Raw genomic sequence first — 6,268 nt, 5'->3', positions numbered from 1 at the left:
GACGAGAGCGTCCGCGCCGCCCAGCAGGACCTCGCCGAGAACCCCGACTACCTGCAGATGCTGGCCGACGAGGGCATCCTGCGCCCCGAACTGTCCGGGGCCACCGCGCAGCACATCCTCGCGAACGTCGCCCGCGGCTTCTCCAACGCCGACGAGCTCGGCGAGGACGACGGGCTGCCGCTGGAGGCGCGCGCCGACCTCCTGGCATACGTGCTGCGGCGTTCGCTGGAGAACGACACCCCGCCCGACTCCGCGGACCTGGCCAAGCTCAACGCCCGGGTCACCGAAATGTTCCAGGCGATGGCAGACGGCCATCGCGAACAACTCCAGCGCGCCTACTGAAACACCGAACAGGAGAAACTCCGATGGCAATCACCGGCTCTGCGACCTCCCGGTCCGGGGCGAACGACGTGCGGGGCACCCTTCGCTGGTGGGCGCTCGGTGCGCTCACCCTGAGCATCCTCGTGATCGTCGGCGCCAAGCCGATCATCCTGGTCGGCATGGTGGTCAGCGCGGTCGGCCTGGTGCTGCTCTCCCAGCTGCACGCCGGCAGTGGCTACGGCAGCGTCGCACTCGGGCTGGTGGTGTTCGGCCTCGGTCTCGGCCTGAGCATCCCGCTCTCGGTGGACGTGGTCCTCTCCGTCCTGCCGCTCTCCCAGGCCGGCACCGGCAACGGAATGTCCCGCACCATGCAGAACATCGCGGTCTCGTTCAGCTCCGCCATCATCGGCAGCATGCTCAACAGCGGCTACCGGGACAAGATCGTCGACGCGGTGCGCGACCTGCCCGGCGCGGCCCGCGACGCCGCCTCGGCCAGTGTGGCCGGCGCCCACGGGGTGGCCGGCGGCCTGCCGGCCGACGCCGGCGGGCGGCTGACCCAGGCGGCGAACACCGCCTACGCCCACGGCATGACCCAGTCGCTGGTGGCCAGCGCCGCCATCCTCGGAGTCTTCGCGGTCCTCACCCTGCTCTTCCTGCCGAAGCGCAAGACCCGCCCGGCGGAAGTCGAGCTGGAGCTCGTCGACCCGGCGGACGACGCGGTGAAGTCCAGCTAGCGGGCCCCGGCCCGGCGGCCTGCCCGACGGCCGGCCACCGGGCCCACCGAACGCCCTCCCCCTCTCCGCGGGACACCCCCGGCTCGCGGAGAGAGGGAGGGTTCCGTCGTTTCCGCGGGCTGGTCCCGGGGCTGTTCCGGAGTCCGTTGATTTCGAACTCCGCACACCAAGAAGGGCTTTAGACCAGCTTCAGTCGCCTTCGCGAAGGTACAGGCAACAAGGCCGCGACACCTGCGAGAGGAGACGTCACGACATGGGAGCACCCGCCGCCATCCCCGTCACGGTGCTGACCCCCCTGATCCCGGTCGGCACCGACCGCTCGGCCGCAGTCGAGGACCCCGCCGCCACCGAGGAGATCGTTCTCGCCGATCTCACCGACGTCGTCGTGCAACGCGAGATCGTCATCAGCGGGGCCGGCATCGGGGTCGGGGACGGTGCGACGTTCACCAACGAGATCACCACAGCCGACGGCGAACACCTCGCCGAACTGACCGGCGCGGTGACCATCGTCCACGTCCGCCCCGGGGACCACCGGATCTTCGGCTTCTACCGGGAGTTCCTCACCTTCGCCGACGGCACCGCCCGGACCATGGGCATCGTCGACATCACGGCCACCATGGCCGGTCAGGGGCAGAGCATCGACGCCTACGGCCTCAGCGGCCGCTACCGGGGAACGGCCGCCAGCCGCTCCTACCTGCAGACCGACAAGCCCGACACGTTCCACGCCGAGATCGTCCTCCGCGCGCCGGCCGCCAAGCCGCAGTAGCACCCCGGCCGCCGAGCCGCAGCAGTACCCGCCGCCCGCCGCCCGCCCGCCCGCCGAGCGCCGGCAGTCCCGCCGCCCGCCGAGCGCCGGCAGTCCCGCCGGCCGCCGGCCGCGCAACATTCCCCAAGCCGCTGAAGTCTCCAGGGAGAGCATTGATGGACACCACCACCGTTCTGATCGCCGGCGCCGGTCCGGTGGGCCTGATGCTCGCCGGCGAACTCGCCGCGGCCGGCGTGCAGGCCGTCGTCGTCGACCGCAGGACGCAGGCCAACGAGTACTGGCGGATCTCCACCTTCCACCAGCGCTCGGTCGAGCTCTTCGAGCAGCGCGGGCTCGCCGAGCAGCTGCGCGGCGAGGGCTTCTACCAGTGGCCCACGCTCCACTTCGGCCTGCTCTGGCTGGACCTCACCAAGGTCACCGACCAGGAGAACTACCTGGTCGAGATGAGCCGCGTCGAGGCGCTGCTCCAGCCGCGCGCGGTGGACCTGGGTGCGAAGGTCCTCACCGACCGCGAGGTCGTCGGCCTCGACGCCGACGAGGAGGGCGTGACCGTCCGGCTGCGCTCCGCCGACGGCGAGAGCCCGATCCGCTGCGACTACCTGGTCGGCGCCGACGGCTCGGACAGCACTGTGCGCCGCCTGGCCGGCTTCGAGACAGGCACCGGCGGCCCGTCCTGGTACGGCGTCCTCGCCGACCTGGAGACCTACGAGGGCCAGATCGAGGCCCAGCTCTACCCGGCCGGGACGTGCGGGGCGTGGTGACGCTGAACGCGGGCGAGGTGGCCGCCACCGTGTTCACCGTCGACCGACCGGACCGTGAGGCGCCGGCGCCTCCGACCGCGGAGGGCGTGATCGAGCAGCTGTGGCAGGCGGTGGACTTCTGGCAGCACTGGGTGCGCCGTTCGCGCTCACTGCTGCTGATCCCCCAGGTCCTGGCTCCGCAGACGGAGAGCTGGCTGTCGACGCCGGACGCGATGGACCGCACCCTGGTGTCCGACAGTCTCGTCTACCGCTACGACCCGGCGGCCTCGCCGGACGGTCTGCGGGGCTCGGAAGGAACGTTCAGCCTCTGCACCTTCCTCTACGTGGACGCCTTCGCCCGGGCGTATCGGCTCCGCCCCGCGCGCTACGCGTTCGAGAAGATGCTGACCTACGCCAACCACGTCGGTCTCTTCGCCGAGGAGATCGGACCGACCGGCGAGCAGCTGGGCAACTTCCCGCAGGCCTTCACCCATCTCTCGCTGATCATGGCGGCGCTCGACGACGCCCTCGACCGGCAGCGGGACGACTGACCGCCGGCCGCAAGCCCGTCGCGCGGTGGCCCCGACCCGCCGACGGGCCCGGGCACCGTGGGTTACGGCTTGGGGCCGTCGACGATGCCCAGGTGCCGGGAGCCGCACCGCGTTCCGGGCACCACGGCCGCTGCGCCGATGGTCTGACGGATGTCCCCCTGACGGGCCAGCGCGGCGAGCCGAACCGCTACCCGGGTCGGCGGTGCTGCTTGTGTTCGGAGTGCCGCCGCACGGACAGATGGGGAGACAGCAGTGGGCACCAGCGACACCGAGGGTCGTCGGACCACCTCCTACCCGCTCCTGAAGGGCCAGAAAGCGCTGGTGACCGGGGCGAATTCCGGAATCGGCAGGGCCACCGCCATCGGCCTGGGGCGCGTCGGGGCCGATGTCGTGGTCAACTACGTGGCCGGTCGCGAAGCCGCCGAGGACGTGGTCCGGGAGATCGAGAGCTTCGGCGTGCGCGCCTACGCGCACGAGGCAGACGTCTCCCAGGAGGACCAGGTGACCGGGATGATCTCCCGGATGGTCGACGAGTTCGGCACGATCGACGTCCTGGTGGCCAACGCGGGCCTGCAGCGGGACGCCGCCGCCACCGAGATGACCCTGGCTCAGTGGCAGAAGGTCCTCGACGTCAACCTGACGGGTCAGTTCCTGTGCGCCCGGGAGGCGGCCAAGGAGTTCCGGCGCAGAGGTGTCGTGCCCGAGGTCTCCAGGTCCGCGGGCAAGATCATCTGTATGAGCTCGGTCCACCAGATCATCCCCTGGGCCGGGCATGTGAACTACGCGGCTTCCAAGGGCGGCGTGCTGATGATGATGCAGACCCTGGCCCAGGAGTTCGCGCCCCACCGGATCAGGGTCAATGCGGTGGCGCCCGGCGCGATCCGCACCCCCATCAACCGCAGCGCCTGGGAGTCGCCGGAGGCGGAAGCCGATCTGCTCCGCCTCATCCCCTACAACCGGGTCGGTGATCCGGAGGACATCGCCACCGCAGTGGCCGCGCTCGCGTCCGACCTGTTCGACTACGTCGTGGGCACCACGCTCTACGTCGACGGCGGCATGACACTGTTCCCCGGCTTCGAAACCGGCGGGTGACCACAGGGCCGGCGCCGACCGGAGAACGTACAAAGGACGTGCATGGGAAAGGTTCTCGGTGATGTGCTGGGCTTCGCGGCCGCTGTCGCGGTCAGCCCGCTACCGATCACCGCCATCATTCTGCTTCTCGCCACGCCGCGTGGCCGTCTCAACGGACTGCTCTTCACGGCAGGCTGGGTCGTGGGACTCGCGGGGGTGGCCGGCGTGACGCTGGCGGTCGCCGGGCCTGCCGGGTCCTCCGGCCACGGCCACACGGCCACCTGGGTGGGAGTTCTCAAGCTCGCCCTCGGGGGCCTGCTCGTCCTGTTCGGCGCTCGGCAGTGGCACCGGCGTCCCAAGGACCCTGCCCAGGCGCGGCTGCCGAAGTGGATGTCTGTGATCGACAGCCTCAGCCCGGGCAAGACCCTCGGGTTGGGGCTGGCGCTGGCGGCGGCCAATGCCAAGAACGCCCCCCTGGCCATCGCCGTGGGGCCACGATCAGCTCGGCCGGGCTTCCGGTCGGGCAGCAGATCGCGTCGGTGGCGGTGTTCGTGGTCGTCGGCTCGCTCGGACTGCTGACGCCGCTGTGCGTCTTCCTGGTCATGGGCGAGCGGGCGAGGAGCACCCTCGCCGACTGGCGGGACTGGGCGGCGCGGAACAACACGGCCGTCATGGCGGTGCTGTTCCTCGTCCTCGGGGCGAAGCTGGTCGGCGACGGTGTCTCCGTGCTGACCTGACGGGATCACCCGCCCGGTGGCCGGGCACCGGGCGGGCGATCCCGTCAGGAGCGGGCAGCGGCCCACCCCGGCACCGACCGGTCCGGTCGTCGGCTGTGCGGCCCGGCCCAGCTCGGACCGGCCGCAGGAGTAGACGGTCGGGTCGTCCGGCGGAAGGAGATCCGGAAAACGCGCCAGCTCCCCGGCCCACCGCGATGACGCGGCTTGCGACATGACGCCGCCGTGCCGAATCGCGTGCCCCGCGTGCGCTCACTCGGCCGACTGACCAGACTGGAGATATATGGCTCGCGGCACCCCCGAGCTCCGAGCGTGCCCGCTCCCTGCGGAGCTGCACTGGCGGCTACCCGGGTACCGGTGAGTGAGGACATTCCCTGCGCCGAGGTGGATCAAGCCCTTCGGCCGCATCGCGTTTGCCCGGCGCTCCCTGGGAGCTTGGCAGCGCGGAGTAGCGCTCCTGTCGCGGGCGCGGGCCCTCGCCCCGCCGCCGTTTGCGCCCCTTGACACGGTGCCCGACCCGGAACACGGGCCGAAAGGATGACTTCATGAACAACACCACCAAGGTCGCTCTGGGCGTCGCGGTCGCCGGCGGATATGTACTCGGACGCATGAAGAAAGGGCGGCTGGCCTTCGCGGTGGCGACGTTCATCGCTGGACGTCGGGTCGGGCTCGATCCGCGGCAGCTCGCCACTGAAGGGCTCAACAAGCTGCGTGAGATTCCCCAGGTCGCGGGTCTCAGCGAACAGGTCAAGGGGGAGCTCTTGGAGACGGGCAAGAAAGCATTGGCCGCTGCGGCCAGCCGGCGCATCGGCGAACTCGCGGACTCCCTGCACGAGCGCACTCTCAACATCGGAAAGCCGAAGCCCAAGGCCGAGGAGCCGGAGGACGAGGACGAGAACCAAGAGGAGCCGGCGCGGGAGCGGACTGCGCGGCGCCGCGCAGCCACAAGCGGCGGCCGCGCTGGGCGTGCCTCGCGGTCGACCCCCAGGGCTGAGCCTGAGTCTTCGCCCGAACGCAAGCTTGCGAGGAAGGCCCCCAGGAAGTCGGCCCCAGCTGCCAAGAAGGCGCCGGCGAAGACCGCTCCCCCCGCGAAACGTTCAGCGGGCCGCGCCGGATCGGCCAAGGGAGGATGACACCGAGGACGAGGAGTACGAAGAGGACGCCCCCGAGGACGACGACGAGTACGAGGACAGGGCCGAGGACGAGGACTTCGAGCCGGACGAGGAGGACGACGATGACTGGACTCGTTACTACCCGTCGTGGCACATGGCATCGCGGTCAGGGGTGGAGGGCGTGGTCGGGGTGTGGAGGTCGTCGATGGTGATGTCGACGCGTGTGACGGCGAGGCCCA

The 6,268-nt window shown here is 70.8% G+C and carries 6 protein-coding genes and 2 pseudogenes; all 8 read left to right on the top strand.

Annotated elements, in window-relative coordinates; genetic code table 11:
- A partial coding sequence (locus ACWC9T_RS40195; RefSeq protein WP_449825993.1) for a hypothetical protein occupies window positions 1–342 on the top strand: 342 nt, incomplete at its 5' end.
- 23 nt (window positions 343–365) lie between these two features.
- Window positions 366–1,055, top strand: a complete 690-nt coding sequence (locus ACWC9T_RS40190) for a hypothetical protein (protein ID WP_449825992.1) — start codon at window positions 366–368, stop codon at window positions 1,053–1,055.
- A 253-nt stretch (window positions 1,056–1,308) separates the two neighbouring features.
- Complete coding sequence (locus tag ACWC9T_RS40185; RefSeq protein WP_449825991.1) at window positions 1,309–1,821, top strand: allene oxide cyclase barrel-like domain-containing protein; 513 nt, start codon at window positions 1,309–1,311, stop codon at window positions 1,819–1,821.
- Between the two features lie 155 nt (window positions 1,822–1,976).
- Window positions 1,977–2,582, top strand: coding sequence for an FAD-dependent monooxygenase (locus ACWC9T_RS40180; protein ID WP_449825990.1), 606 nt, complete (start codon window positions 1,977–1,979; stop codon window positions 2,580–2,582).
- Between the two features lie 146 nt (window positions 2,583–2,728).
- Window positions 2,729–3,112 (top strand): annotated as a pseudogene (locus ACWC9T_RS40175) (glycoside hydrolase family 15 protein); the annotation flags it as partial.
- 252 nt (window positions 3,113–3,364) lie between these two features.
- A complete protein-coding gene (locus tag ACWC9T_RS40170) occupies window positions 3,365–4,204 on the top strand; it encodes an SDR family oxidoreductase (RefSeq protein ID WP_449825989.1) in 840 nt (279 codons plus the stop codon).
- Window positions 4,205–4,246: 42 nt separating this feature from the next.
- Window positions 4,247–4,920: pseudogene (locus ACWC9T_RS40165) on the top strand (GAP family protein).
- Between the two features lie 542 nt (window positions 4,921–5,462).
- A complete protein-coding gene (locus ACWC9T_RS40160) occupies window positions 5,463–6,050 on the top strand; it encodes a hypothetical protein (protein ID WP_449825988.1) in 588 nt (195 codons plus the stop codon).
- Window positions 6,051–6,268: the final 218 nt, after the last annotated feature.

Source organism: Kitasatospora sp. NPDC001159, assembly GCF_053598235.1.
The sequence above is the reverse complement of the archived record's forward strand: the minus strand, read 5'-3'. Positions and strand labels throughout refer to the sequence as shown.

Coding starts and splice junctions, on each gene's coding strand:
- ACWC9T_RS40160 (WP_449825988.1), top strand. CDS start 5,463: ATGAACAACACCACCAAGGTCGCTCTGGGCGTCGCGGTCGCCGGCGGA.
- ACWC9T_RS40180 (WP_449825990.1), top strand. CDS start 1,977: ATGGACACCACCACCGTTCTGATCGCCGGCGCCGGTCCGGTGGGCCTG.
- ACWC9T_RS40185 (WP_449825991.1), top strand. CDS start 1,309: ATGGGAGCACCCGCCGCCATCCCCGTCACGGTGCTGACCCCCCTGATC.
- ACWC9T_RS40190 (WP_449825992.1), top strand. CDS start 366: ATGGCAATCACCGGCTCTGCGACCTCCCGGTCCGGGGCGAACGACGTG.